The sequence below is a fragment of the Klebsiella sp. CN_Kp097 genome (assembly GCF_040064495.1).
GTDB lineage: Bacteria > Pseudomonadota > Gammaproteobacteria > Enterobacterales > Enterobacteriaceae > Klebsiella > Klebsiella aerogenes.
The window spans coordinates 17363-43700 of sequence record NZ_JBEAIL010000027.1 but is presented as its reverse complement, the minus strand read 5'-3'; the positions used below and the strand labels follow the sequence as shown (position 1 = coordinate 43700).

General features: G+C 56.3%; 23 protein-coding genes and 4 tRNA genes. 8 read left to right on the top strand and 19 right to left on the bottom strand.

Translation table 11 applies throughout. From position 1 onward, the window contains the following. The first annotated feature begins 1 nt into the window (after position 1). Genes hemC through ABLV07_RS21045 form a run of 5 tightly spaced genes read left to right on the top strand, consistent with a single transcriptional unit; the run spans position 2 to position 4707 of the window. Positions 2-943 carry a hydroxymethylbilane synthase gene (hemC, locus tag ABLV07_RS21065; protein WP_032715387.1) on the top strand — a complete coding sequence of 314 codons (942 nt, stop codon included), beginning with the start codon at positions 2-4 and terminating at the stop codon, positions 941-943. Further along, positions 940-1680 carry a uroporphyrinogen-III synthase gene (gene hemD, locus ABLV07_RS21060; RefSeq protein WP_015703978.1) on the top strand — a complete coding sequence of 247 codons (741 nt, stop codon included), beginning with the start codon at positions 940-942 and terminating at the stop codon, positions 1678-1680. The genes hemC and hemD overlap by 4 nt, the downstream gene beginning before the upstream one ends. A 21-nt stretch (positions 1681-1701) precedes the next feature. Beyond that, positions 1702-2874 carry a uroporphyrinogen-III C-methyltransferase gene (gene hemX / locus ABLV07_RS21055; RefSeq protein WP_015703977.1) on the top strand — a complete coding sequence of 391 codons (1173 nt, stop codon included), beginning with the start codon at positions 1702-1704 and terminating at the stop codon, positions 2872-2874. A gap of 3 nt (positions 2875-2877) precedes the next feature. After that, on the top strand, positions 2878-4074 hold the full coding sequence (gene hemY, locus ABLV07_RS21050) for a protoheme IX biogenesis protein HemY (RefSeq protein WP_042894676.1): 1197 nt from the start codon (positions 2878-2880) through the stop codon (positions 4072-4074). Positions 4075-4134: 60 nt separating this feature from the next. Continuing rightward, positions 4135-4707, top strand: a complete 573-nt coding sequence (locus ABLV07_RS21045) for a hypothetical protein (RefSeq protein WP_042894672.1) — start codon at positions 4135-4137, stop codon at positions 4705-4707. Positions 4708-5100: 393 nt separating this feature from the next. Here the strand turns inward: ABLV07_RS21045 and ABLV07_RS21040 are convergent. The 19 genes from ABLV07_RS21040 to trxA form a co-directional block, all read right to left on the bottom strand. Next, positions 5101-5177: transfer RNA gene (locus ABLV07_RS21040), tRNA-Pro, on the bottom strand. A gap of 42 nt (positions 5178-5219) precedes the next feature. Beyond that, positions 5220-5306, bottom strand: a tRNA-Leu gene (locus tag ABLV07_RS21035). Between the two features lie 22 nt (positions 5307-5328). Further along, positions 5329-5404, bottom strand: a tRNA-His gene (locus tag ABLV07_RS21030). Positions 5405-5459: 55 nt separating this feature from the next. After that, positions 5460-5536, bottom strand: a tRNA-Arg gene (locus ABLV07_RS21025). A 102-nt stretch (positions 5537-5638) separates the two neighbouring features. Then, the gene (locus tag ABLV07_RS21020) at positions 5639-7024 is read right to left on the bottom strand and encodes an amino acid permease (RefSeq protein ID WP_020077599.1); all 1386 of its coding nucleotides are present in this window, start codon (positions 7022-7024) and stop codon (positions 5639-5641) included. Positions 7025-7229: 205 nt separating this feature from the next. Beyond that, positions 7230-7970: a lipopolysaccharide N-acetylmannosaminouronosyltransferase gene (wecG, locus tag ABLV07_RS21015; RefSeq protein ID WP_348853591.1), complete on the bottom strand. Its 741-nt coding sequence runs from the start codon at positions 7968-7970 to the stop codon at positions 7230-7232. A gap of 11 nt (positions 7971-7981) precedes the next feature. Continuing rightward, a complete protein-coding gene (gene wzyE, locus ABLV07_RS21010; RefSeq protein ID WP_015368875.1) occupies positions 7982-9328 on the bottom strand; it encodes an ECA oligosaccharide polymerase in 1347 nt (448 codons plus the stop codon). Continuing rightward, entirely contained in the window at positions 9325-10401 is a 1077-nt protein-coding gene (locus ABLV07_RS21005; RefSeq protein WP_032709526.1) for a TDP-N-acetylfucosamine:lipid II N-acetylfucosaminyltransferase, read from the bottom strand. The genes wzyE and ABLV07_RS21005 overlap by 4 nt, the downstream gene beginning before the upstream one ends. After that, positions 10398-11648 (bottom strand): lipid III flippase WzxE, encoded by a 1251-nt coding sequence (gene wzxE, locus ABLV07_RS21000; protein ID WP_032709523.1) that lies wholly within the window; start codon positions 11646-11648, stop codon positions 10398-10400. The genes ABLV07_RS21005 and wzxE overlap by 4 nt, the downstream gene beginning before the upstream one ends. A 1-nt stretch (position 11649) precedes the next feature. Beyond that, positions 11650-12780: a dTDP-4-amino-4,6-dideoxygalactose transaminase gene (gene rffA / locus ABLV07_RS20995; RefSeq protein ID WP_015368878.1), complete on the bottom strand. Its 1131-nt coding sequence runs from the start codon at positions 12778-12780 to the stop codon at positions 11650-11652. A gap of 4 nt (positions 12781-12784) precedes the next feature. Further along, positions 12785-13459: a dTDP-4-amino-4,6-dideoxy-D-galactose acyltransferase gene (rffC, locus tag ABLV07_RS20990; protein ID WP_213708504.1), complete on the bottom strand. Its 675-nt coding sequence runs from the start codon at positions 13457-13459 to the stop codon at positions 12785-12787. Beyond that, entirely contained in the window at positions 13437-14318 is an 882-nt protein-coding gene (rfbA, locus tag ABLV07_RS20985) for a glucose-1-phosphate thymidylyltransferase RfbA (RefSeq protein ID WP_015368880.1), read from the bottom strand. Before rfbA ends, rffC begins: the two co-directional genes overlap by 23 nt. A gap of 18 nt (positions 14319-14336) precedes the next feature. Beyond that, positions 14337-15404, bottom strand: coding sequence for a dTDP-glucose 4,6-dehydratase (gene rffG, locus ABLV07_RS20980; protein ID WP_015368881.1), 1068 nt, complete (start codon positions 15402-15404; stop codon positions 14337-14339). Beyond that, on the bottom strand, positions 15401-16663 hold the full coding sequence (wecC, locus tag ABLV07_RS20975; RefSeq protein ID WP_046883473.1) for a UDP-N-acetyl-D-mannosamine dehydrogenase: 1263 nt from the start codon (positions 16661-16663) through the stop codon (positions 15401-15403). Before wecC ends, rffG begins: the two co-directional genes overlap by 4 nt. Then, a complete protein-coding gene (gene wecB, locus ABLV07_RS20970) occupies positions 16660-17790 on the bottom strand; it encodes a UDP-N-acetylglucosamine 2-epimerase (non-hydrolyzing) (RefSeq protein WP_015703970.1) in 1131 nt (376 codons plus the stop codon). The genes wecC and wecB overlap by 4 nt, the downstream gene beginning before the upstream one ends. Positions 17791-17845: 55 nt before the next feature. Continuing rightward, the gene (gene wzzE, locus ABLV07_RS20965; protein ID WP_032715380.1) at positions 17846-18892 is read right to left on the bottom strand and encodes an ECA polysaccharide chain length modulation protein; all 1047 of its coding nucleotides are present in this window, start codon (positions 18890-18892) and stop codon (positions 17846-17848) included. 13 nt (positions 18893-18905) lie between these two features. Next, positions 18906-20009: a UDP-N-acetylglucosamine--undecaprenyl-phosphate N-acetylglucosaminephosphotransferase gene (wecA, locus tag ABLV07_RS20960; RefSeq protein ID WP_015368885.1), complete on the bottom strand. Its 1104-nt coding sequence runs from the start codon at positions 20007-20009 to the stop codon at positions 18906-18908. Positions 20010-20250: 241 nt separating this feature from the next. Next, positions 20251-21510: a transcription termination factor Rho gene (rho, locus tag ABLV07_RS20955; RefSeq protein WP_002883293.1), complete on the bottom strand. Its 1260-nt coding sequence runs from the start codon at positions 21508-21510 to the stop codon at positions 20251-20253. A 331-nt stretch (positions 21511-21841) separates the two neighbouring features. Further along, positions 21842-22171: a thioredoxin TrxA gene (gene trxA / locus ABLV07_RS20950; protein ID WP_002883224.1), complete on the bottom strand. Its 330-nt coding sequence runs from the start codon at positions 22169-22171 to the stop codon at positions 21842-21844. A gap of 343 nt (positions 22172-22514) precedes the next feature. Between trxA and rhlB the strand changes: the two genes are divergently transcribed. The 3 genes from rhlB to ABLV07_RS20935 all read left to right on the top strand — a co-directional run bounded on the left by rhlB (position 22515) and on the right by ABLV07_RS20935 (position 26312). Continuing rightward, a complete protein-coding gene (gene rhlB / locus ABLV07_RS20945; protein ID WP_015368886.1) occupies positions 22515-23780 on the top strand; it encodes an ATP-dependent RNA helicase RhlB in 1266 nt (421 codons plus the stop codon). 89 nt (positions 23781-23869) lie between these two features. Continuing rightward, on the top strand, positions 23870-25375 hold the full coding sequence (gene gppA / locus ABLV07_RS20940; RefSeq protein WP_015368887.1) for a guanosine-5'-triphosphate,3'-diphosphate diphosphatase: 1506 nt from the start codon (positions 23870-23872) through the stop codon (positions 25373-25375). A 19-nt stretch (positions 25376-25394) separates the two neighbouring features. After that, entirely contained in the window at positions 25395-26312 is a 918-nt protein-coding gene (locus ABLV07_RS20935) for a LysR family transcriptional regulator (protein WP_348853592.1), read from the top strand. The last annotated feature ends 26 nt before the right edge of the window (positions 26313-26338 follow it).

Sequence of the window (26338 nt, the reverse complement as noted above, 5' to 3'; positions counted from 1 at the left end):
CATGTTAGACAAAGTTTTGAGAATTGCCACACGGCAAAGCCCGCTTGCGCTATGGCAGGCACATTATGTGAAAGAGCGCCTGGAGTCCTGTCATCCGGGGCTTTCCGTTGAGCTGGTGCCAATGGTCACCCGCGGCGACGTGCTCCTTGATACCCCGCTGGCGAAAGTGGGCGGCAAGGGCTTATTTGTGAAAGAGTTAGAGCTCGCCATGATTGAGGGGCGCGCCGATATCGCCGTCCATTCGATGAAAGATGTCCCGGTCGAATTCCCTGAAGGCCTGGGATTGGTCACCATCTGCGAACGTGAAGATCCGCGCGACGCATTTGTTTCCAATCACTATGCCTCAATTGACGCGCTGCCGGCTGGCAGCATCGTTGGCACATCAAGTTTACGTCGCCAGTGCCAGTTGGCGGCAGAGCGCCCCGATCTGGTGATCCGCTCGCTACGCGGCAACGTTGGCACGCGATTAGGCAAACTCGATAACGGCGAGTATGACGCTATTATCCTTGCCGCCGCCGGTCTGAAGCGCCTGAAACTGGAAGCGCGTATTCGCCAGCCGCTCTCGCCTGAACAATCTCTGCCGGCCGTCGGCCAGGGCGCGGTGGGTATCGAATGCCGCCTTGACGATGAATGGACCAAAGCGCTGTTAGCGCCGCTTAACCATACAGAGACCGCCGTGCGCGTACGTGCCGAGCGGGCGATGAACACCCGTCTCGAAGGCGGTTGTCAGGTGCCGATTGGCAGCTATGCCGAACTGCGCGATGGTGAGCTGTGGCTACGAGCGCTGGTGGGCGCGCCGGATGGTTCGCGGGTCGTGCGCGGTGAACGCCGCGGGCGGCCTGAAGAGGCAGAGGCGCTCGGCGTCTCGCTGGCGGAAGAGCTACTGGATAACGGCGCCCGCGACATCCTCGCGGCGGTCTATGATGGAGAAGCCCCACGATGAGCATCCTGGTCACCCGTCCGCTACCGCAAGGTGAAGAGTTAGTCAGCCGCCTGCGCGCGCTGGGACGCGTGGCCTGGAGCTTTCCGCTGATTGAATTCACGCCGGGGCGAGAACTGGCAACGCTCCCGCGTCAACTGGCGGCATTAGGCGCGGACGATTTGTTGTTTGCGCTGTCGCAGCATGCGGTGGAATTCGCCCATGCCCGTCTGCTGCAGGAGAGCCAACGCTGGCCCTCCGACCCGGCCTATTTCTCGATAGGCCGCACCACCGCGCTGGCCCTGCATACGGTCAGTGGTAAAAATATCCGTTACCCGTTAGATCGGGAAATCAGCGAAGTCTTGCTACAATTACCTGAATTACAAAACATTGCGGGCAAGAAAGCCCTGATTCTGCGCGGCAACGGCGGGCGGGAATTACTCGGCGACACGCTGCGAGATCGCGGCGCCGAAGTAACATTTTGTGAATGTTATCAACGTTGTGCGAAGTACTATGATGGTGCGGAAGAGGCTATGCGCTGGCAATCTCGTGGAGTCACAACGCTGGTGGTCACCAGCGGCGAGATGCTGCAGCAGCTGTGGTCGTTAATACCCCAGTGGTATCGCGAACAGTGGCTGCTGCACTGTAGCCTTATCGTTGTCAGCGAACGTCTGGCCCTTCAGGCCCGGGAATTGGGCTGGCAGGATATTCAGGTTGCCGATAACGCCGACAACGATGCGCTGCTACGCGCATTACAATAACTCTCAACATTGGAAGCCATAATGACGGAACAACAAAATCAATCCGCCGTGGTTGAAGAGACCAGGGAGGCCGTGGAAACCACGCCACAGCCAGAAAACAACGAGAAGAAAAAGGCCGGCAACAAAACCAGCCTGGCGCTCAGCGCGATTGCTATCGCTATCGCCCTCGCCGCCGGTATTGGCCTGTATGGCTTGAATAAGCAGCAGGTTACGCGGCAAAACGAAACCAGCTCTGAATTAGCAAGCCAGCTCGCGGCGCTGCAAAAAGCGCAGGACAGCCAGAAGAGCGAGCTGGAAAGCGTCATCAAACAGCAGGCCGACCAGTTGAGCGAAGCCAAACGTGAACAGGAAACCCTGACGAAACAGCTTGATGAGCTACAGCAAAAAGTTGCCGTGATTTCCGGCAGCGACGCCAAAACCTGGCTGCTGGCGCAGGCTGATTTCCTGGTTAAGCTGGCGGGACGTAAACTGTGGAGCGATCAGGATGTGACGACCGCTGCCGCGCTGCTGAAAAGCGCCGATGCCAGCCTCGCCGACATGAACGACCCAAGCCTTATCGGCGCGCGCCGCGCCATCACCGACGACATCGCTTCGCTGTCAGCGGTAAGCCAGGTCGATTACGACGGCATTATCCTCAAGGTTAACCAGCTGGCGAATCAAATCGACAATCTGCGTCTGGCCGATAATAACGACGATGATTCCCCGATGGATGCCGACAGCGACGAGCTCTCCAGCTCCATCGGCGAATGGCGGGTTAACCTGCAGAAAAGCTGGCAGAACTTTATGGATAGCTTCATTACCATACGCCGCCGCGACGAAACGGCGGTGCCGCTGTTAGCGCCGAATCAGGATGTCTATCTGCGCGAAAATATCCGTTCTCGCCTGCTGGTCGCCGCGCAAGCGGTGCCGCGTCATCAGGAAGAAACCTATAAGCAGGCGCTGGAAAACGTCTCCACCTGGGTACGCGCTTATTACGATACTGAAGACGCCACCACCAAGGCTTTCCTTGAAGAAGTGGATAAGCTCAGTCAGCAGAGTATCACCATGAGCGTACCGGAAACGCTGCAGAGCCAGAGCCTGCTGGAAAAGCTGATGCAAACCCGGGTGCGTAATTTAATGGCCCAGCCTGCGGCAGCCGCTCCGACGCCAGCGCCAGCAGCGACCGCGCCAGCCCCTGCGCCGCAAGGAGAATAACCGATGCTGAAAATTCTCCTGCTTTTCGCACTGCTGATCGCCGGGATCGTCGTTGGGCCAATGATCGCGGGCCACCAGGGCTACGTTCTGATCCAGACCGATAACTACAATATCGAAACCAGCGTGACGGGCCTTGTGATCATCCTGATCCTCGCAATGGTGGTGCTGTTCGCCATTGAATGGCTGTTGCGCCGCATTTTCCGTACCGGCGCGCACACGCGCGGCTGGTTCGTCGGCCGTAAGCGCCGCCGCGCGCGTAAGCAAACCGAGCAAGCGCTGCTGAAACTGGCGGAAGGCGATTACCAACAGGTTGAAAAGCTGATGGCGAAAAATGCCGATCACGCCGAACAACCGGTAGTGAACTATCTGTTAGCGGCGGAAGCGGCCCAACAGCGCGGTGATGAAGCTCGCGCCAATCAGCATCTTGAGCGTGCCGCCGAACTGGCTGGCGACGATCTGATCCCGGTCGAAATCACCCGCGTGCGCCTACAGTTGGCGCGGAATGAAAACCACGCCGCCCGTCACGGCATCGATAAGCTACTGGAAGTGACCCCGCGTCATCCGGAGGTGCTGCGTCTTGCCGAGCAGGCCTATACCCGTACCGGCGCGTGGAATTCGCTGCTGGACATCATTCCATCCATGGCGAAAGCCAACGTGGGGGATGAAGAGCACCGCGCCGCGCTGGAACAGCTGGCGTGGATTGGCCTGATGGACAAAGCGCTGGCCGACGGTGGTAGCGAAGGGCTACGCGAGTGGTGGCGCAATCAGAGTCGTAAAACGCGCGCGCTGATACCGCTGCAGGTGGCAATGGCCGAACGCCTGATCGAAAGCGACGATCACGATACCGCACAGCAGATTATTATCGATGGTCTGAAGAAACAGTACGACGACCGCCTGGTCATGCCGATCCCACGGCTGAAGACCAATAATCCGGAGCAACTGGAAAAAGTGCTGCGCCAGCAGATCAAAGCCGTCGGCGACCGTCCGCTGCTGTGGAGCACTCTGGGCCAGTCGCTGATGCGTCACGGTGAATGGCAGGAGGCCAGTATCGCCTTCCGCGCCGCGCTTAAGCAGCGCCCGGATGCCTTTGATTACGCGTGGCTTGCCGATGCGCTGGACCGCTTGCACCAGCCGGAAGAAGCGGCGACCATGCGTCGTGACGGCCTGCTGTTGACGCTACACAATAACCCTCAGCAGTAATTCACGATAACGCTATCGCCTCGAATGGGGCGATAGCTACTCTTCAGAACAGGAGTTCTGATGCGCGTACCCTCTCGTTTTCTCTTTCCTCTTGCTGCCAAACCGCGTTTATCGCTACCCCGACTACTGCTGGCGATCAGCATCGTTGGCGCGCTTATCGGCGGGGTTATCGCCGCACTGGGCTCTGGCGCATGGTGGGTTCTGCTGGTGCTGCTCATTGTTACGATCGTCAGCAATCGCCGCTGGCGAATGCGGCGGGCAAAACTAGCCGAACAGCGCGCCGGCCAGACTATTTGCCAATTCGCGCGTGCCTTCGATATTTCTCTTGTCGATAGCTGGGTGATCCGCGCCGTGTGGTTAACGCTGGATAACCAGCTTAACCAGTCAATGCCATCAGCACCTGCGCTGGCTTTTGCCGCCGGGGATCGGCTGGATGAGGATTTGGAGTTGGTTGGCGATGATGATGACCTGTATGAATTATTACAAGAGGCCGCCCAGCGCTGCGGCCGGGATCTCAGCGGGCTCGAGGATAATCCCTGGCTGCCGGTGCTGACGGTGGGCGATATGGTGCGAGCCCTCAACGCCCAACCGATGACGCCCGCTCGCCAACAGCGGATCGTTATCCACCCCTGAAAGAAAAAAACGCCTGCGCTGAAATCAGGGCAGGCGTTAAAACAGGTCTGTTTGACAACAAATTGGGTGCTTCACTCAACGTTATGTCCATGGTGTTTGATGAGACATAAAATGCGACATCTATCAGTGGACGATAAGCACCGTAAGTACGGCTCTGCATCATTCCCGAGTTTATGAGGCACGAAGGCGAACATAAGAGATGGAATGAGCATCTACCCGGTTATTATCGCACAGGATCCTGGGAGATTGCATCTATCGCAGCAATCATTTGGGACAATTCCGGGCAATAATTCGCAGAGATAGAAACGATTTTATACGAGGAAGATCAGCGGGATAAAAGGCGCCTGAAGAAAATCGGAAAACAAAAAACCCCGCCGAAGCGGGGTTCAAAATTGGTCGGCGAGAGAGGATTCGAACCTCCGACCCACTGGTCCCAAACCAGTTGCGCTACCAAGCTGCGCTACTCGCCGAAATACTGCTTTTTGAATTTTTAGTTCAATTCTTTAAAGTCGTGGTGCGAGGGGGGGGACTTGAACCCCCACGTCCGTAAGAACACTAACACCTGAAGCTAGCGCGTCTACCAATTCCGCCACCTTCGCAATTCACAACTCTATCAAATAATGGGGTGGCTAATGGGATTCGAACCCACGACAACTGGAATCACAATCCAGGGCTCTACCAACTGAGCTATAGCCACCACAACAATTCTTTTACGCGGTATTAAAACCACCGCAGCTCCAGCACCGGGTAAATGGTGCGCCCGACAGGATTCGAACCTGAGACCTCTGCCTCCGGAGGGCAGCGCTCTATCCAGCTGAGCTACGGGCGCTTAGCGCCGTTGCGGGGGTGGATAATACGGACTTCCCCCACCCCTGTCTAGTGCCTTTTTAAATAAAATTTCTATTTGCTCACAGTTTGTGCGCTTTGGCGCTTATTCCGCCGTTTTATCGAGATTTCCCCGCTTGCCGAGGCCGAAAACCTTATAAATAAGGGTCACCGCGGCGAGGAAAATCATTCCGACAAAGAGCGACATCCGGGTTTCATCGTTAATTCCCATGCCGATCAGCACACAAACGAGGAAAGCCATCGTCAAATAGTTTGCCCACGGGAACAACAATGAACGGAACGGATGGCTGGCCATCGCCTGCTGATGCTCGCGGCGAAAACGCAGCTGGCTAATCAGGATCACAAACCACGGCACCATCCCCGGCAACACGCTGGCGCTATAGACATAGACAAACACGCGCTGCGGGTTAGGAATAATGTAGTTCAGGCACGAACCGATTAGTAGAATCACGATCGACAGCGCGACGCCCGCCACCGGCACGCCCTGACGCGATACTTTGGCCATTGCCGCCGGTAGCTGACGGTTGCGCGCCAGCGCGTACAGCATACGCCCACAGCTATACATCCCGCTGTTACAGCCCGACAGCGCTGCGGTCAGCACCACGAAGTTGATAATCCCCGCCGCCGCGGTAATGCCGATTTTGGCGAAAGTGAGAACGAATGGGCTACCGGTCGCTCCAATCTGGTTCCACGGGAAGATAGTCACGATAACGAAAATCGCCCCCACGTAGAAAATCAGGATACGCCACAGTACTTTGCCTACCGCGCTACGCAACGTGACCTGCGGGTTTTTCGCTTCCCCGGCGGTGATACCGATAAGTTCAACGCCCTGATAAGAGGCGACGACAATACACAGCGCCGTCAGGAAGCCTTTCCAGCCGCCGGCGAAGAAGCCGCCGTGCTCGGTCAGGTTGCCAAAACCGATCGACTGTCCGCCGTTGCCGAAGCCAAAGAAGATGACGCCCAGGCCAATGACTATCATCACGATAATGGTGGTGACTTTAATCATCGCAAACCAGAACTCGATCTCGCCGTATAGACGCACTGCCGCCAGATTCGCTAGTGCTACCAACCCAACGGCAATTAGCGCCGGGATCCACTGCGCCATCTCCGGGAACCAGAACTGGACGTATACCCCGATGGCGGTGATCTCTGATATTCCCACCGCCATCCACATAAACCAGTATGACCAGGCTGTGAGATAGCCGAAGAACGGGCTCATATAACGGTGCGCGTAAACGGCGAATGAGCCGGTTACCGGTTCGAGGAACAACATTTCGCCCATCGAACGCATGATAAAGAAGACAAATAAACCGGCGATAATATACGCCAGCAGGACGGATGGACCGGCCCACTTCAGCGTACTTGCCGCGCCCATGAATAACCCTACGCCAATCGTCCCGCCTAGCGCGATTAGCTCAATATGCCGGGCCTCCAGTCCACGCTGGAGTTCCGCTTTTTTCTCAGTCATAAAGCCTCTTGTGTTTGCTGTACTCCGGGTACTCCCGGTTATTGTTATTAATTGAAACCATAGCCTTGCCGACGCGCAGGTCTCCCCCACGCGTTTGAAGCATGCGAATGGTTAATTAATTTTACGGAAATGGCAAATAAAGTATCAGGCGAGTGAAGAGATTACACAGAATATGTATGCAATCTCGCCTGGTTGCAGTGGAATATCAGAGCTTGCCGGAATAATGCCAACGTAAATAGCGCAGTAAACGGAACTGTCTTTTGATGCGGCTCGGTTGCAGGAGCAGGCGATAGAACCACTCCAGCCCCAGGTTCTGCCAGAATTTTGGCGCCCGGTGAACGTGGCCGGTAAAGACGTCATAAGTGCCGCCAACGCCCATATACAGCGCGGCGGGATATACCAGCCGGCAGTCGCGCATCAGAATTTCCTGGCGCGGCGAGCCCATCGCGACGGTGACAATTTTCGCCCCGCTGTCGCGCACCCGCTCAAACAGCTGCTGACGCTGATCGGCGGAAAAATAGCCGTCCTGACTGCCGACGATATTGACCTTCCAGCGCTCACGCAGCTTCGCTTGCGTCTCCGCCAGCACCTCGGGCTTGCCGCCGATCAGGAACACCGGCGTTCCCTGAGCGCCAGCCCGCTCCATCAGCGCTTCCCACAGATCGGCGCCGGCAACGCGCGACACCTCAGCGTGCGGATATTTTTTACGTAATGAGCGCACGACGCTAATACCGTCGGCATATTTAAACTCGGCGGCCTCAATCAGCGCATGCACTTCCGGGTTATCTTCTACCGCCAGCATTTTTTCGGCGTTGATCGCAACCAGCGTACCCTGACGCAGCTCGCCGTCGGCGAAGAGATAGTTGAGCGCATGCTGCATGTCGCGCCAGCCAATCAGCTGCAGCCCTCGCAGCGCATACTGCGGCGCGGAAGTGTTATCAGTCATGTTCATCCTTATCAGACCTGCGGTTGCGAAAGCGGCTTCACCCGCTTATGAATCAATCCTGCGCTGTCCAGGAGCCAGTACAGCAGTTTCGCCGCTAACAAGCAGATACCAAAGATCACGAGGAAAAACACCACGCGGGAGCCGAACGAATCCAACCCTTCGCGTGCCAGCACTATCATGTTGAAGATAGCGCCGAAACAGAAACTGTGCAGGATAGCCGCTTTGTAGCGATTGCTCTCCCGGTTGCCCAGTTCGTACAGCCAGTCGAACCATTTAATGATGAGCCCCACCGCGACGGCGCCCAGCGGTACGAACCATACGCCGCCCATCACCACCAGCGAACCAATCAGCGTCGGCGATATCGCCAGCCCCGAATGGTTATTTAACACTTCCCAGGTGAAGTAATTGGCGGTATTCAGCACCATTGTCGGGCGACCGTGCCACATCCAACTGGGGATAAAGACGTAGAAGTCGCGGATCATCGGCGCCAACCCCTGGAACTCAATCTTGTCGTAGTTCTGCAGCAACAGCGCCAGGTTCTCCCACGGCGAGAAGGTATCGCGCGTGAGATAGAGGAATGTATAAAACGCTTCATCGCCGCTAACGTTCATCCCATAGCGCTTCAACGCCAGCCAGAACATGCCGACAATACCCAGCACGCCCGCCGCCGCCAGCATCCACAGGCTGATCCAGCCGCGAATAATGCCGATAAACAGGAAGATAGCGAAAGCGATAATGATGTTGGCGCGGGTACCGCCGACGATCGCGTAGGTCAGCAGACCAAAGGCGACGGTGCTCACCAGGAAGAAAATCCACGCCTTGTAATCCTGACGCAGGAAATAGATCACCAGCATCGCCGGAATAAAGAAGTAGAAGAAGCGCTTCAACGCCACGCCGGACACTTCCGCGGAGAATATCTGGCTGTATGAATTGAGCTTAAATAGCAGGAAACCGTTGTGGGCGAAGAAGATACCGACGCACAGCAGCGCCAGCCCCATCAAAATCCCCCAGGCCAGATGGGTTTCAACCCGGTTCATGGTAAACAGCGGACGACGTGGAACATCGCGCGATGCCGGACGCAATCGCGTTTTGTAGGTCACGTAGTAGATGGCATAGAAGCATACCGCAACCAGCAGCGTCTGCAGCAAAATCTCCGGCGGCGCCACGCTGACGTCAAAGCGGAATACCAGGATACTGGTTAACGGGAAGCCGAAGAAAAAGGTGAGCAGGAACAACAACGAGAAAAAGACGTTGAAGTTAAAGCGCACGCGGCGGAACTCAAACCAGGTGGCGGTGGCGATAAACAGCGTCGACAGCAGCCAGACCACCAACAGCCCGCTAAATTGCATTAACGTCATACCCGCGCCTCCGCTGCCAGCTGTAGCGCCCGCTGCCAGCCCGCCAGATAGTTCGGGCGGAAGAAGGCGATTTGCGTTTTATCAACGTTCGCTAACTGGCGCTGTGCTTCGCGCACCACGTCGACATCCAGGGTATCGGTGGTAAACAGCACCGGGATCTGTTGTTCGGTCATATCCTGCCAGAACGGATTTTCGCGATTGAGCACGCAGGGAATACCCGCCTGAATCAGCAGGCACAGCGTGCCGATACCCTGCTGGCGCGCAAACAGGAAATAGCCCAGGTCGCAGCGGCGCAGCAGCGCCAGATAATCATCAAACTCAAGCTTCTCGCTGAGGATCTGCAGATGCTCGCGACTAAACAGCGCCGCTCCCGCCTGGCGCACTTCATCAATGTACGCTTCATTGTTGGCCGGATAGCCCATCGGTACGATGACATTCACCGTATCGCCAAATTGCTGATAAATCGCCTTTAGCGCTGCAATATGCTCATTACTACGATCGCCGGAGTTCCCCACCAGAATGGTCAGGGTGTCACCGCGCGGGGCGGTATCGGCAAGGGAATTTAGCGACGGATCCATACGAGTCGGGAAGTACAGCAGTTCGCCCGGCACTCGCGGATGGCGGTTAGCAAACCAGCTGAGATCGCCGCGGGTGGCGAAAACGCGTCCTACCCGCCCTTGCGCCATGCGGCGCAGAGGATAAAACAGACGGAATTTCAGGCTGGCTGAGTTTTCATACAGATCCGCGCCCCAGATATGCCAGTTAAATTGCGACGGGCGGATCCCGCCGCTCAACAACGCCAGCCACAGACCGGTATTAAACTGGCCGTGGAAAAAAAAGCGCTGCTGGCGATCGGCTTTCGCTTTGGCAATCACCGCCTGCGCCAACGATTTCTTACCCGGATAGCAGGTAATCTCCAGCGCCGGATACGCCTCGCGCATACCTGTCGCATCACCCACGACCATAAACGTCCTGGCCCGCGCGTCGGCGGCCAGTTCGTCGTTAAAGAACCGCAATACGGTCTGGTTGTGGTGCGGGATATCCGATCCCAGTACGTGTATCAGTGCTGTCATGCCCGTTTACGCCAGAGTAAAAACACGCCACTACAAAGGGCGAAATAAACAATATAAGTGGCCATATACGCCTGCGCCGCGCCAAGTGCGCCGTGCGCCGGAATAAGCCAGTGTGAAAATGCGGTCAGCAGCGTGAACTGGCTGATTTCCGTCAGAATATAAAAACGCAATGACGCTTTGGCGATCACCAGATAGCCGTAGACGTAAGCGCCAACTTTTAAAACATCGCCCACCAACTGCCAGGCGAACAGGTCGCGCATCGCGGTGAAGCGCGCGGAAAACAGTAACCAGATGGCAAAATCGCGCAGCAGCCAGACCATCAGGCTTGCCGCAGCCACCGCCGGCAGGACGAATTTCAACGACTTCACTATCTCACGCGTGATGTCCGTCTTGGCGCTCAGTCGCGACAACGTCGGCAGCAGATATACGCTAAAGGAAGCGGTAATAAACTGCAGGTAGGCATCCGAGATACTGCTCACCCCCTGCCAGATACCGACCGCCTCCCAGCCGTAATGCGCCGCCAGCAGATTACGCATCATCACATAGGCCACCGGCAGCGTCACCGAGGTAATCAACGCCATCAGGGTAAATTTCGATAGCTGCCCCGCAAGCCCGTTATCCCAACGCGGACGTAGCGCGTTCAACGGGATCGCGCCGCGCCGCCATAGCATAATGGCGGCCGGAACCACCACCAGCGCGGGAACTAAGGCCAGCCCTAACAGCGCCCCCTGATAACCACCGAAGTAGTAACAGGCGTAGTAGGCCGCCACGCCAATCAGGCTACCGGCAATCAACGAAAAAGCGTTACCCGCCGCATCGCGAAAACCTTTCATCAGCGCCAGCAGATAGTTGGCCCACGCAATTCCCATCTGCACCAGCGCCACCAAACGTACCAGATTCTGGTAGTGCGAATGGCCGAACAGCGCCTGGCTTATGGGCGCCGCCGCCAGCAAAAAGACCAGCGCCAGCAGGGTGGAAAAACCGAGCACCATTGATGACGAGGTTCCAACCACCTGCTTCAGGCGTAGCGGATCGTCGTGATGTTGGGCAACCAGCTTAGTGACGCCATTAAAAATCCCGGCGCCCGCCAGGACGCCCAGAACGGTGACCAGTTGCCGGAAGTTACCGGCCTGGCCTACGCCCGCCGGGCCAAATGAGACCGCCAGCAGCTTTATCACCAGCAGACCGGCGCCTATTTTGACTAAGGTGGACGCCGCGGTCCACAGTGATGCTTTTGCCAACGACATATCAGGAGAAGTAGCTCAGCAGTGAATTAATCACCGTCCGTTGGTTTACCGCAGACAGGTTGTAGAACAGCGGCAAACGCAGCAGGCGTTCGCTCTCCTGGGTGGTATAACGATCTTCGCCGCAGAACTCGCCGAACTGTTCGCCAGCCGGGCAGCTATGGAGCGGAATATAGTGGAACACCGCCAGAATTTCTGCCTCTTTCAGCCAGTTAATCAGCGCCGCGCGGTCATCGTTATCCCGCAGCTTAATGTAAAACATATGCGCGTTTTGCCCGCAATCCGCCGGCACGGCCGGCAGATCGATACGGCCCGCGCGCGCCAGCGGCAGCAGCGCGTCATAATAAGTTTGCCACAGCGTCAGGCGCTGCTGGTTAATCCGCTCCGCGGCTTCCAGCTGCGCCCAAAGATAGGCGGCCTGCAGATCGGACATCAAATAGCTGGAGCCGATATCACGCCAGGTGTACTTATCCACCAGACCACGGAAGAACTGGCTACGGTTAGTGCCCTTTTCGCGAATGATTTCCGCGCGTTCCACCAGTTTACGATCGTTGATAAGCGTTGCGCCGCCTTCACCACCGGCGGTGTAGTTTTTCGTCTCATGGAAGCTAAAGCAGCCAATATGGCCGATGGTGCCCAGCGCGCGGCCCTTATAGGTGGACATCACGCCCTGCGCGGCGTCTTCCACCACGTACAGGTTATATTTGGCGGCGAGCGCCATGATGGTGTCCATTTCACAGGCCACGCCCGCATAATGCACCGGCACGATCGCCCGGGTTTTGTCAGTGATTGCGGCTTCTATCAGCGATTCATCAATATTCATCGTATCGCGACGGATATCGACGAAGACGATTTTCGCCCCGCGCAGCACAAAGGCATTGGCGGTGGAAACAAAGGTATAGCTGGGCATGATGACTTCATCGCCAGGCTGAATATCCAGCAGCAGCGCCGCCATCTCCAGCGACGCGGTGCAGGATGGCGTCAGCAGCGCTTTGGCGGTGCCGAAGCGCTGTTCAAACCACTGCTGGCAGCGACGGGTAAAACCGCCGTCGCCGCAAAGCTTGCCGCTGTTCATCGCCGATTGCATGTAATCGAGCTCAGTCCCCACCACCGGCGGTGCGTTAAATGGAATCATCGTGTCACCTGTATAACCAGTACGCGGTGCTTTCCACATTCGCACCGCTGAGAATATAACGTTTAAGCGCGGCGGTGTTACCCATTTGGGTCGCCACCCGCAGTGTAGAAAGCCCGCGTTGCGCCGCCCAGTGACGCGCCGCCTGCATAAGCTCGGCGCCAGCGCCGCGCCCGGCCAGCAGGCCGATACGCGCGTCGGTGTCGTTGAGCTGACGCAAAGAAACAAATGCGCGGATGTCGCCATCGGACGCGCGAAATAGCAGACACTGGTGGTCAAAGGTCCCCAGCACCGCGTTTTCAATCCATTGCGCGTAGAATCGGCCGCTGGCGTCAGCGGCATACCAGGGAGCGCGAAAACGACTCATAGCAAAGGCCTGTGCCGCCAGTTCGCGTAGCCGCGTAATATCGCCTTCAACGGCCCATTCGGCGCCGGCATCAGCCGGCTCGCCTACCGGCAACGCCAGATCGACCTCGCCTTCCACCAGTTGAAAACCGATCTCCTGTAGCGCATCCAGCCGGGCGGTGTCGCTGGCGGCGACTTTCGCCTGCACTCGCGACCATCCCGCCAGGGTTTCAGCGGTGAGCAGCGGCGCGCGTTCGTCAAAGCGAACGATGCCGCTATTAACGGCGAAGAAGCGGTTTTCCCACTCCAGCGCTTCAATACTGGCGCGGGCGGGCACGGAGGAGATCCAGCAAGTATTGGCCATAGCCGGTTTTTTCCAGCCGCTTCGCGGCGCGTTTGACGCCGTCATCGTCAAGCCAGCCGTTACGCCAGGCAATTTCTTCCAGACAGGCGATTTTAAAGCCCTGCCGCTTTTCTACCGTCTGCACAAACATGCTGGCTTCAATCAGACTATCGTGCGTGCCGGTATCCAGCCACGCAAAGCCGCGCCCAAGCAGCTCGACGGTTAACGCGCCATCCTCAAGATACATCTGGTTGATGGAGGTAATTTCCAGCTCGCCGCGCTCGGACGGTTTGACCCGTTTAGCGTACTCGGCCACTTTTCCATCGTAGAAATAAAGCCCGGTGACCGCCCAGTTCGACTTCGGTTGTTTCGGCTTTTCCTCCAGCGACAAGGCGCGGAAGTTGTCATCAAACTCCACCACGCCGAAGCGCTCAGGATCCATCACCTGATAGCCAAATACCGTCGCCCCTTCGGTGCGGGTTGCGACGCTACGCAGCTTAGGGCTAAAGCTCTGGCCAAAGAAGATATTATCGCCCAACACCAGGCACGCCGGTTCGCCGTTGAGAAACGCTTCCCCGATGATAAACGCCTGGGCTAAACCATCCGGCGTCGGCTGAACGGCATAGTGCAATTGGATACCAAACTCGGAACCATCGCCGAGCAGGCGTTGGAAATCGCGCTGATCTTCCGGCGTGGTGATGATAAGGATTTCACGGATCCCGGCCAGCATTAACACCGACAGCGGGTAGTAAATCATCGGCTTGTCGTAAATCGGCAATAGCTGTTTCGACACGCCGCGCGTGATGGGATGCAGGCGCGTACCGGAACCGCCTGCCAGAATAATACCTTTCATCATGCCCCCCTGGGCCAGTTAGCCGTGCAGCCCAAGACGCTCGCCCTGATAGCTACCGTCCTGAACCTGTCGCCACCATGCCTCATTTGCCAGATACCACTGGACAGTTTTGCGCATACCGGAAGTAAAGGTCTCATCCGGCGTCCAGCCCAGCTCGCGTGCAATCTTCGCCGCGTCAATCGCATAACGCAGATCGTGGCCTGGCCGGTCAGCGACGAAGGTAATCAGATCGCGGTAACGCGCCACGCCCTGCGGCTTATGCGGCGCCAGCTCTTCGAGCAGTTCGCAAATGGTTTCCACCACCTCGATGTTTTTACGCTCGTTATGACCGCCGATATTGTAAGTTTCGCCCGGCTCGCCGCGGGTCGCCACCAGATACAGCGCTCTGGCGTGATCCTCGACGTACAGCCAGTCGCGAATTTGTTGGCCGTTACCGTAAACCGGTAGCGGTTTTCCCGCCAGTGCGTTGAGAATAATCAACGGGATCAGCTTCTCCGGGAAGTGATACGGGCCGTAGTTATTCGAGCAATTAGTGATAAGCGTCGGCAGGCCGTAGGTACGCTGCCAGGCGCGCACCAGATGGTCGCTACTGGCTTTCGAGGCCGAATAAGGGCTGCTTGGCGCATAAGGCGTGGTCTCGGTAAAGAAATCATCGCTGCCATGCAGATCGCCATACACTTCGTCCGTCGAGATATGATGAAAGCGAAACGCCGATTTTTGCTCCGCCGCCAGCGTATTCCACCAGCTGCGCGCGGCTTCCAGCAGCGTATAGGTACCGACGATATTGGTCTCAATGAACGCCGCCGGGCCATCAATAGAACGATCGACATGGCTTTCCGCCGCCAGATGCATCACCGTATCGGGTTGATGCTGTTGGAAGATGCGATCCAGCTCGGCTCGGTTACAGATATCCACCTGTTCAAAGGCAAAACGCGCATCCTGCGCCACCGGCGCCAGCGACATCAAATTGCCGGCATAGGTCAGCTTATCCACGACCACGACGCGATCGGCGGTGTGCTGGATGATTTCACGCACTACCGCGGAGCCAATAAAGCCCGCACCGCCGGTGACCAGAATCGTTCTCACCGCCACACTCCTTTGGTGTCGATGATGTAGGCCTGAGTAACGCTATCGCCGCTAACGGCTTTAAACTCGTTGTGATCGACCAGCATCACCAGCACATCGGCGCTCGCCAGCGCATCATCAAGGGTCGCCAGCGTACACAGGCCATCAAGTTTCTTCGGCAGCATATGAATGTTGGGCTCAACCACCTGCGTCGCGCCGCTGTGCCAGCGGGCGATCTGCGCGGCAATTTCCATCGCCGGGCTTTCACGTAGATCATCAATGTTAGGCTTAAAGGCCAGGCCGAAGCAGGCAATAGTCAGTTCGCTGGCGCGTTTATTGCTGGCATTCAGGCACTCGGCAACCTGTGCTTTCACCCGTTCGATCACCCATTCCGGCTTGTGGTCGTTAACCTCGCGCGCGGTGCGAATCAGACGCGCCTGCTGCGGGTTTTGCGCCACGATAAACCACGGGTCGACGGCGATACAGTGGCCACCGACGCCCGGACCCGGCTGCAGAATATTGACGCGCGGATGACGGTTCGCCAGGCGGATCAGTTCCCAGACGTTGATCCCCTGGTCGGCGCAAATCAGCGATAGTTCGTTAGCAAAGGCGATGTTGACGTCGCGGAAGCTGTTTTCCGTCAGCTTGCACATTTCCGCAGTGCGCGAGTTAGTCACTACGCATTCGCCTTCAAGGAAAATTTTATACAGCTCACTGGCACGCGCCGAGCAGACCGGCGACATACCACCAATAACGCGGTCATTTTTGATGAGCTCGACCATCACCTGCCCCGGCAGTACGCGCTCCGGACAGTAGGCGACATTAACGTCAGCCGCCTCGCCCACCTGCTGTGGGAAGCTGAGATCGGGGCGCATCGCCGCCAGCCACTCGGCCATCTGTTCAGTCGAACCGACCGGCGAGGTGGATTCCAGGATCACTAACGCCCCTTTCTTCAGGGTCGGGGCAATAGATTTAGCGGCGGATTCAACAAAGGCCATATCTGGCTCATGCCCGCCTTTAAACGGCGTCGGGACGGCAATCAGGTAGGCGTCAGACTCCACCGGCACGGTGGTGGCGCTTAAATATCCCTGTTCAACCGCCGTTTTTACGACGCTCGCTAAATCCGGCTCGACGATATGAATCTCACCACGGTTAATGGTCTCAACGGCGTGTTGATTGATGTCCACGCCAACCACCCGCCGTTGCCGGGAAGCAAATGCGGCAGCGGTTGGCAGACCAATGTACCCAAGGCCAATCACTGAAATGGTAGAAAAACTCATAGCGTTACCTGATTATTTTTAAGAGCGGATAAAATACGATCGCATGCCTGACCATCGCCGTAAGGGTTATGGGCCCGACTCATTGCCTGCCAGGCGGCATCATCCTGCAGCAGACGGGTGACTTCATCGACGATACGCTGCCTGTCGGTGCCGACCAGACGTACGGTGCCTGCGGCGACCGCCTCCGGGCGCTCCGTCATTTCGCGCATCACCAGTACCGGTTTCCCAAGCGACGGCGCTTCTTCCTGAATCCCGCCGGAATCGGTCAGAATCAGCCATGCGCGATTCATCAGCCAGACGAACGGCAGGTAATCCTGCGGATCAATTAATTTCACGTTAGCGACATGGCCGAGAATACGGTTAACCGGCTCGCTGACGTTCGGGTTCAGGTGAACCGGATAAACAATCTGTACATCAGGGTGATGGCTGGCGATATCCGCCAGCGCATGGCAAATGTGCTCAAAGCCGAGACCAAAGCTCTCGCGGCGGTGGCCGGTCACCAGAATTAATTTCTTATCCTCTTCGAGGAACGGGTAGCGCTGCATCAGTTCATTGCGCAGCGCCTCGTCACCAAGGACACGATCGCGAACCCAGAACAACGCATCGATCACCGTATTGCCGGTGACGGTAATGCGTTCTTCGTTAATATTTTCCCGCAGCAGGTTATCGCGCGAGGTGGCGGTCGGGGCGAAATGGTACATTGCCAGACGCCCGGTCAGCGTGCGGTTACCCTCTTCCGGCCACGGCGAGTTCAGGTCGCCGGTACGCAGGCCCGCTTCCACGTGGCCCACCGGGATGCGCTGATAAAACGCCGCCAGGCTGGCCGCCATCGTCGTCGTGGTATCGCCATGTACCAGCACCACGTCCGGCTTAAACGACTCCAGTACCGGCTTTAAACCTTGCAGAATGCGGCAGGTGATCTCGGTTAATCCCTGACCCGGCTGCATAATGTTCAGATCGTAGTCCGGCGTAATCGAAAACAGTTTCAACACCTGATCGAGCATCTCCCGATGCTGCGCGGTTACGCAAACCTTTGCCTCAAAATGAGGATCCTTTGCCAGCGCATGGACCAGCGGCGCCATCTTGATGGCTTCTGGTCTCGTGCCAAATACAGTTAGTACTTTCACATCGATTCTCTTCGATTAGGTGATGATGGCGAGGAGCCTTCATCACAGGCCCCATTCACTGGACACGACGACGTGCTAACGCCACGCCTGCGCCGATGAGCGCGCCCACAATCCCCCACATGATCATCAGAAATACACGCCGCGGGCTATCGCGTTTTACAGGTTCTTCCGGCGTACGCAAATATCTGTAAGTCTGAAAACGTGGATCCAGCGTCGGGCCAACGTTTAGCGTGTTCAGCATGGCGCGGTTCTGGTCATAGTCGAGATCGTATTCCGGCCCTACGGCCTGCAGATTTTCGAGGCGCGCCTGCAGCATCGGCCGGCCAAGTAAGAAGAGTTCGGAGGCCGGCAGCTGTTCCGCCGGAACATCGGTCTCGCTGCGGGAAATGTTATGTTGCTGGGCGATTTTCAACGCCTGCTCGACGCTCTGCACGCGGCGGTTGTAGATCTCGCTTGCCACCTCTTCCTGACGCTTCACCTGCGCTTTCATCTGTACCGTACGCGCCGCCCAGGCGCCCTTCAGCTCATCATTAAGATGACCAGCGGCGCGTTGGCTGGCGAAAGCGACATACTGACGCAGCAGATTATTGGCATCTGGCGCGGTCTCCGCCGTCAGCTTGATGCTGTCATTGACGCTTTTCAGCGGGTCGCCGGGGATAAACTGAATATCGTTAATCAGATCGTCAAGCATCGCGGCATCCGCGCGTGAGTTGCCTGACTGGCGCTGCTTGTAGTAATCGGTCTGCAGCCAGAAGTCACGGCGGGTATCCCATGACGCCTGTTGCATAATAAACTCTTTGTATGCCTCATCCATGGCGGAAGGTTGGTCTACCGAAGCCAGATCGGCTTTGATATCCAGGTTACGTAAGAACTGCTGTTGCGAATAGTATCCGCCCAGCATATTGACGGTCGGCCGGTCGGTAATTGCCGTCGCGCTCCACTCCTGGCGAGCAAAAAAGGAATAAATAAGAACGATCAGCGCGAACAGCACGGCGATGCCGACTATCCAGCCTTTTCCTGCCCATAAGGCGCGAAACAGCCCGCGAATATCCAGTTCGTTCTCAACGTTCACTGCTTGTGCTCCCGGTAATGGTTGAGTCATCACTTCCCCAGTTTTACTTTGTTAAATTTGGATTATTGCCGCTGTGTCGCCGAATTCTGCGTCTAATGCGCTTAACCAGACGCGCCACTTTCCATGCGCGCTTAATGCAGTAGCCATAAAGTAAAAAAGCAAACAAAAAGAGTATTAACATCACCCATTCAGGAACAATACGGGTGTATTCCGCCACTACGCCGACCAGCGCCAGTAAAGCGGCAGCCAGCGTAATCAGGACAAAGGCCTGCCGGGAAGTAAACCCGGCACGCATGATCAAATGATGAATATGCTGACGATCTGGCGAGAACGGGCTCATCCCCTTTCGCAGGCGGCGATACATAATCGCCACCATATCCATCAGTGGAATCGCAATAATCCACAGCGCCGTCACCGGGCTGATGGGATGCGTTTTGCCCTGCGTCGTCTCCAGCAGGATCCAGATAATGGTGAAGCCAATCATGGTACTGCCGGCATCACCCATAAACACTTTATAGCGACGTCCAAGCGCGCCAAGATTAAGTAAAATATAGGGCAGAATGGCGGCGATCATCGCAAAACACCACATCGCCAGGCTGTACTGGCCATCAAACCATAAGATGATGCCGGTTGCCGCGAAGGAGACGGACGAAAGCCCGCCGAGCAACCCGTCAATGCCATCCACCATATTGAAGGCGTTGATTGCCGCCCAAACGGCGAAAAGCGTGAGGAAAAAACCAAAGGGGCCGAGGACTAACTCCCACGAACCGAAAATATAGCCGAGGCTGCTGAGATGCAGATTACCCGCCGTCATCATGATAACGGCTATCGCGGCCTGAATAACCGCACGAATTTTTACGCTGATATCAAATCGGTCATCCAACGCGCCGACCAACACCAGCACCCCCGCGCAGGCCAGATACAGCGTGGCATGAGGGATATAATAATCGGCAATCGCAAAGGTAAAACAAATACCGGCATAAACTGAGATACCACCAACTAACGGAATCAAACCTTGATGCCGTTTCCGATAGTTTGGCTTATCCACTAACCCAATTTTTTTCGCTGCTTTACGGGCAACAAATATAAACAGGGTCGTGAATAAGAAAACACTGATTAATTCAGTAATAGCAGTGAGTAAATTCACAACACATGTGCTCTCAGCATAGTTAATCCGGGGAGTATAACGATGATGTCTCCACTCCTGAAGGGGAAAAGCAGAACATTACAAATTTATTGTATATATTTTAGACTGTTAAAGTCCTTTCTGCTTAACCCGCCGCGCATATCATACGTCAACGCTGGCGGTGCTTTTCCCGCCTGGATCATACAAAGCTACAAAACAAAACGCCACGCAATCGCGTGGCGTTTTTTCGGCGTATTCCGTCCTACGAACGCTTCATCATATCGAAGAAGTCGTCGTTAGTTTTGGTCATCGCCAGCTTGTTAATGAGGAACTCCATTGCGTCGATTTCACCCATTGGATGGATGATTTTGCGCAGGATCCACATTTTCTGCAGCTCTTCTTGGGTGGTCAGCAGCTCTTCTTTACGGGTACCGGAACGGTTGTAGTCGATAGCCGGGAAGACGCGTTTTTCCGCAATCTTACGGGAGAGGTGCAGTTCCATGTTACCGGTACCTTTAAACTCTTCGTAGATAACTTCATCCATTTTAGAGCCGGTATCGATAAGCGCGGTAGCGATGATGGTCAGGCTGCCGCCCTCTTCCACATTACGCGCCGCACCGAAGAAACGCTTCGGACGATGCAGGGCGTTGGCGTCCACACCACCGGTCAGCACTTTACCGGAAGCCGGAACCACGGTGTTGTAGGCACGAGCCAGACGGGTGATGGAGTCGAGCAGGATAATAACGTCTTTTTTGTGCTCAACCAGACGTTTCGCTTTCTCGATAACCATTTCGGCAACCTGCACGTGACGAGATGCCGGTTCGTCGAAGGTAGAAGCGACAACTTCACCTTTAACCAGACGCTGCATCTCGGTCACTTCTTCCGGACGTTCGTCGATAAGCAACACCATCAGCACGCAGTCAGGATGGTTGTACGCGATGCTCTGCGCGATGTTCTGCAGCAGCATGGTTTTACCGGCTTTCGGCGGCGCGACGATCAGACCACGCTGGCCGCGGCCAATCGGCGATGCCAGATCCAGTACGCGAGCGGTTAAGTCTTCGGTAGAACCATTACCACGCTCCATACGCAGGCGTGAATTCGCGTGCAGCGGCGTTAAGTTCTCGAACAGAATCTTGTTACGCGCGTTTTCCGGCTTGTCGTAGTTAACTTCGTTAACTTTCAGCAGCGCGAAGTAACGTTCACCCTCTTTAGGAGGACGAATCTTACCGGAAATGGTGTCACCAGTGCGGAGGTTGAAGCGGCGGATTTGGCTGGGGGATACGTAGATGTCGTCTGGACCGGCGAGGTAGGAGCTGTCTGCTGAGCGGAGGAATCCAAATCCATCCTGCAGTATCTCCAGTACGCCATCGCCAAAGATATCTTCGCCACTCTTTGAATGCTGCTTGAGGATGGCAAAAATAATATCCTGCTTACGCATACGAGCCAGGTTTTCCAGCCCCATATTTTCGCCGAGAGTAATCAGCTCAGAAACCGGCGTATTCTTTAATTCGGTAAGATTCATAGTGGTGTGGGTTCTTAAACTCGGGGTAAATCTCGAACTTAATGTTGTGAATGGTATGGCAGGAACATCCATGCCTGTTAGCGGCTTCATCTCGTGTCTGTACGTTGCCTGGTCACAGGAAAGAACGCAGAACTGAAACGACAAGACGGAATGAGTGATAAGCCCGGAATTATTAGCCTCACGCGCATAGTCTGCGGGACGCTTTGGGTAAAACAAGATTCAAACAATAGGTATGTTTAAAACGAAGTCTGGAATTAACTTAGCACGACTCAGGCCGGGCGTCCAGAGTTCCACAAAAAATAGGAATCCGGACGCCGGAATGGCAAACCGATTACGCCAGGTTGGCGTCGAGGAACTCTTTCAGTTGGCCTTTGGACAGCGCGCCGACTTTAGTCGCCGCGACTTCGCCGTTTTTGAACAGCAGCAGCGTCGGGATGCCGCGGATGCCGTACTTCGGCGCCGTGCCCGGGTTCTGATCGATGTTCAGTTTAGCCACGGTCAGTTTGCCTTGATACTCTTCAGCGATCTCATCCAGAATCGGGGCGATCATTTTGCACGGACCACACCACTCTGCCCAGAAATCGACGAGGGTCAGCCCGTCAGCCTTGAGTACGTCCGTGTCAAAACTGTCGTCAGTCAGGTGAATAATTTTATCGCTCATATATAACTCCACAGGAATAAGCCTGGTGTGTTGGTGTCGCAGTCATCAACGACGTGTTGACGCTACGTTATGCACGCTATTCTTCAGGATGCCTCTTTTATAAGCTACCTGCGGGAATGGATCCACCATGGACCACCACCGCCGATGCTTAAGCGCACTGTCTGCAAATCTACCTGCGGCAGATTTACCGCCCCCGTTGCGCTTAGTAGTCTAAGCTTTCCGGGATCCATTCAGTAGCCGGAGACACACCTTGAATAATTTCGTATATCGCCAACGAAAGGTTGACGTTATTTCACCGGATACGCTTTCTTAATGCAATAGTTAGCTGATATTCTACCACACTATGAGCAAAACACATTTGACAGAACAGAAGTTTTCCGACTTCGCCCTGCACCCGGCAGTTGTCGAAGCCCTTGAAAAAAAAGGGTTTCATAATTGCACACCCATTCAGGCTCTCGCCCTTCCGCTCACGCTGGAAGGCCGCGATGTCGCCGGGCAGGCGCAAACCGGTACCGGTAAAACGATGGCGTTTCTGACGTCAACGTTTCATTATCTTCTCTCTCACCCGGCCATCGCAGACCGCCAGGTTAACCAACCGCGCGCGCTGATCATGGCGCCAACGCGCGAGCTGGCGGTACAGATTCACGCTGACGCCGAACCGCTGGCGCAGGCCACCGGTCTGAAGCTCGGTCTGGCTTACGGCGGCGACGGCTACGATAAGCAGCTGAAAGTACTGGAAAGCGGCGTTGATATTCTGATCGGCACCACCGGTCGACTGATCGATTACGCCAAACAAAACCACATTAATCTCGGCGCCATTCAGGTTGTCGTGCTCGACGAAGCCGATCGCATGTACGATCTCGGCTTTATTAAAGATATCCGCTGGCTATTCCGCCGCATGCCGCCGGCCACTCAGCGCCTGAACATGCTGTTCTCCGCCACGCTGTCTTATCGCGTACGCGAACTGGCATTCGAACAGATGAACAACGCCGAGTACGTTGAAGTCGAACCGGAACAGAAAACCGGCCACCGCATTAAAGAAGAGTTGTTCTATCCTTCCAACGACGAAAAAATGCGCCTGCTGCAGACGCTGCTGGAAGAAGAGTGGCCCGACCGCGCTATTGTTTTCGCCAACACCAAGCATCGTTGTGAAGATATCTGGGGCCATCTGGCGGCAGATGGACATCGCGTCGGCCTGCTGACCGGCGACGTGGCGCAGAAAAAACGCCTGCGTATTCTCGAAGAGTTCACCCGCGGCGATCTCGATATTCTGGTTGCGACCGACGTAGCCGCTCGCGGCCTGCATATCCCAGCCGTCACCCATGTCTTTAACTATGACCTGCCGGATGACTGCGAAGACTATGTCCACCGTATCGGCCGTACCGGCCGCGCGGGCGCCAGTGGGCACTCCATCAGCCTGGCCTGTGAAGAATACGCGCTGAACCTGCCGGCAATCGAAACCTATATCGGCCATTCGATCCCGGTCAGCAAGTACAATCCGGACGCGCTGATGACCGATTTACCGAAGCCGCTGCGTTTAACGCGCACCCGCCCCGGTAATGGCCCGCGCCGTAATGGCCCGCCTCGTAATCGTCGTCGCTCAGGTTAATATCTATGCCATACACGAAATTTTTCAGGATGCGCCACGGAGATTATCCCGGGCAACGAAGCCCAGTCGACACAGGAGCTGCCTGAAAGATGAAGAGTATGAGTTCCACCTCGCTGTATGCCGCCATCGACCTTGGCTCCAATAGTTTTCATATGTTGGTGGTGCGCGAGGTGGCGGGCAGTATTCAGACCCTGAGCCGCATTAAGCGCAAGGTGCGTCTGGCTGCCGGCCTGAATAGCGACAATGCGCTCTCCGCAGAAGCGATGGAGCGCGGCTGGCAGTGCTTACGCCTGTTTGCCGAACGTTTGCAGGATATTCCTTCGGCGCAAATTCGCGTCGTCGCCACCGCCACCCTGCGGCTGGCGGTCAACGCCGGCGAGTTTCTGGCGAAAGCGCAGGAAATCCTCGGTTGCCCCGTCCAGGTGATTAGCGGTGAGGAAGAAGCCCGCCTGATCTACCAGGGCGTAGCCCATACCACCGGCGGCGCCGATCAGCGTCTGGTGGTGGATATCGGCGGCGCCAGCACTGAACTGGTGACCGGCACCGGCGCGCAAACGACCTCGCTGTTCAGCCTGTCGATGGGCTGCGTCACCTGGCTTGAACGCTACTTTGCCGACCGTAGCCTGACGAAAGAAAACTTCGATCTCGCGGAAGCGGCGGCGCGCGATGTGCTGCTTCCAATCGCTGATGTCCTGCGTTACCACGGCTGGAAAGTGTGCGTCGGCGCTTCAGGCACCGTGCAGGCGCTGCAGGAAATTATGATGGCGCAGGGAATGGATGAGCGCATCACCCTCAGCAAGCTACAGCAGCTTAAGCAGCGCGCCATCCAGTGCGGCCGACTCGAAGAGCTGGAAATCGAAGGGCTGACGCTCGAACGCGCACTGGTTTTTCCGAGCGGCCTTGCCATTCTGATTGCTATCTTTAGCGAACTGAATATTCAGTGCATGACGCTGGCTGGCGGCGCATTACGCGAAGGCCTGGTCTACGGCATGTTGCATCTATCTGTCGATCAGGATATTCGTAGCCGCACGCTGCGTAATATTCAGCGGCGCTTTATGATCGATACTGAACAGGCGCAACGGGTGGCTAATCTGGCCACCCATCTGGTTGATCAACTGGACAGCGGCTGGGAACTGGATCCGCTAAGCCGCGATTTGCTCGTCAGCGCCTGCGCGCTTCATGAAATTGGCCTGAGCGTCGATTTCAAACGCGCGCCGCAGCACGCCGCCTATCTGGTCAATAACCTCGACCTGCCCGGTTTTACCCCGGCGCAGAAGAAGCTCATCGCCACGCTGCTGCTCAACCAGACTAACGCCATCGATCTTTCTTCGCTCCATCAGCAAAACGCGGTACCGCCGCGCGTTGCCGAACATTTGTGTCGCCTGCTACGGCTGGCGATTCTGTTTGCCAGCCGCCGGCGCGACGATCTCCTGCCAGCCATTCAACTTGCCGCCGACGACGAAAAACTGACGCTGACGCTGCCGGATGACTGGCTGAAGGAACATCCGCTGGGCCGGGAAATGGTCGAGCAAGAGTGTCAGTGGCAAAGCTATGTCCACTGGGCGCTGTTGATCAACGACGACACGGCGAGGTAATTTCCAGCCAGGAGGGCGCATGCGGGAAGAACTGGATTTCAAATCACTACGCTTTTTCTCCGCGCTCTACCGTTTGGGGAATGTTTCTCCGGCGGCGGAAGCACTCGATATCAGTCAGCCAACCGGTAACCTGCTGCTAAAAAAGCTACGCGAGCACTTTGACGACCCGCTGTTTGTGCGCGTTGGACAACGCATGGCGCCAACGCCGCGCGCGGACGCTATCGCCCCCACCATTTTTACTCTTTTGCAACTGGCCGATACCGATCTGGCGGCTAAGCCGGAATTTATCCCGCAGGAGAGCAACCGTAACTTCACCATCGGCATGACCGATATCAGCCAGATGACGCTTCTTCCTTTGCTGCAAAGCCAGCTCCAGCGGCTGGACGCCAGCGGCATCACCTTTACGGTGCTGAATATTGACGATCAGACGCTTAGCGCGCTGGAATCAGGGAAATGTGATTTGGCGATCGGCTATCTTACCCAACTGCCGGAGAGCGTCTATCAGCAGCATCTGTTCGATCAGTCGTATGTTTGTCTGGCAGCGGACAATCACCCGCGCATTCGTCATCGGTTCAGCGCCGAAGACTGGCGTCAGGAAAAGCACCTTGCGGTTCGCGTCAACGGCACCGCCCACGGCGACATTGATAAACTGCTGGCGGAACACAGTATGCCACGGCGTATCGCATTGACGCTGCCCAGCTTTTTAGGCGCGGGCGAGCTGGTTGCCGGCAGCGAGATGATCGCGGTGGTGCCGGAGCAGCTGGCGCGCCACATCACCAGGCGTTACCCCTGCCGCAGCTGGCCGCTACCTTTCTCACTGGCTAACATCGCGATTCGCCAGGTCTGGCACCAGCGTCTGCACCGCGATCCTGGGCATATCTGGCTGCGCAAGCAGATTGTAGATCTTGCCGCCTCAGGCGGTTCTATTAGCATTTAAATCATAAAATAAGCAGCTGTATTAGG